The sequence below is a fragment of the Bacillus sp. JJ1773 genome (assembly GCF_036962035.1).
Taxonomy (GTDB): Bacteria; Bacillota; Bacilli; order Bacillales; family Cytobacillaceae; genus Cytobacillus.
The window spans coordinates 1-1,324 of sequence record NZ_JBALNX010000145.1 but is presented as its reverse complement, the minus strand read 5'-3'; the positions used below and the strand labels follow the sequence as shown (position 1 = coordinate 1,324).

At 30.7% G+C, this 1,324-nt stretch carries 1 protein-coding gene and 1 pseudogene; both read left to right on the top strand.

The features are described from left to right. Positions 1-219 (top strand): annotated as a pseudogene (gene pstB, locus V7127_RS25495) (phosphate ABC transporter ATP-binding protein); the annotation flags it as partial. Positions 220-232: 13 nt separating this feature from the next. Further along, entirely contained in the window at positions 233-892 is a 660-nt protein-coding gene (gene phoU, locus V7127_RS25490) for a phosphate signaling complex protein PhoU (protein WP_335490989.1), read from the top strand. Positions 893-1,324: the final 432 nt, after the last annotated feature.

Genomic DNA, 1,324 nt, shown 5'->3' with positions numbered 1-1,324 from the left:
CCAATCTCAACGTTAAAAGTAGAAGAATTAATTTCGAATATGAAGAAAGATTATACGATTGTCATCGTTACTCATAACATGCAACAAGCTGCGCGAATCTCTGATAAAACAGCGTTTTTCTTAAATGGAGAAATAGTTGAATACGATGAAACTGATAAGATTTTTTCTACACCAAAAGATCAGAGAACTGAAGATTATGTAACAGGTCGATTTGGATAATAGGGGGTAACAAATGGTTATTCGTGAGAACTTTGAGAAGAGTTTAGTGGAAATAAAGGGTAAAATCACCGAAATGGGAGAACTCTCTATTGTTGCCTTAGAAAAATCTTTTGATGCCTTAAAAACACAGGATGTAGAGATCGCTTTAAAAGTGATCGATGAAGATGCAAATATTAATGATCTAGAAATGGAAATTAATCAGTTTGTTATCTGGCTCATGGCAAAAGAACAGCCTGTTGCAAGAGATTTACGCGTCATCATAGGTGTACTCAAAATCTCATCTGAAATCGAACGTATTGCGGATTTTGCTGTAAACCTGGCTAAAGCAACCATCATGATTGGAAAACCAAATTCTTTACTGTCTATGACCGATCTAGAGCAGATGAAAGAAGTATCTATTCAGATGTTACAAAAAGCACTGCAATCTTTTATGGAAGAAAACATTGCTCTCGCTAAAGAGGTTAGTAACTTAGAGAATGAAGTTGATAAATATTATGCTGAAACATATAAAAAACTTACTAATTATCTTAGTGAACATCCAGAAGAAACTAATCAGCTTGTACAATTATTACTTGTCAATCGCTATCTTGAAAGAACAGCAGACCATATAACAAATATCGCTGAAAGCTCAGCATATTTGAATAAGGGAAAAATATATGATTTTAATTTATAAAATGAAACTGATTTAAAATCATAAGCAAGGGGAGAAAAATCGATTGTTTTTCTCCCCTTAAAAAATACACATTCCGAGTGTCTTATCTTTTTATTATTATTGCTTGGATACCTCTATCATTTTTTGAATGTATTTTTAAAAGTCTTCTTCATTTGGATAATTAGCAGATTTATCAAGTTCGATAAACTCTTTTATTTCTTTTGTTTTTAATCCCTCAAAAAAATCTTTTGTCAGATCATAGTCTGTTGACTTATTTTTTTTATTTTCATTAAAATATTAATAAGCTCCCCCTACCAAAGTTATAATACTACCCTTTTTTATTTTTTACCACATTTATCCACGAATTTGCGAAAAAATCCATTTATATATAAATTTTTCGTTATAAGAATTTATTACCTCAAATGTTCACTTGATTTAGCTAAATTATCTTTT

What these genes read in the sequence shown, in the direction of transcription:
- phoU (WP_335490989.1), top strand. Translation starts at nt 233, where the DNA reads ATGGTTATTCGTGAGAACTTTGAGAAGAGTTTAGTGGAAATAAAGGGT.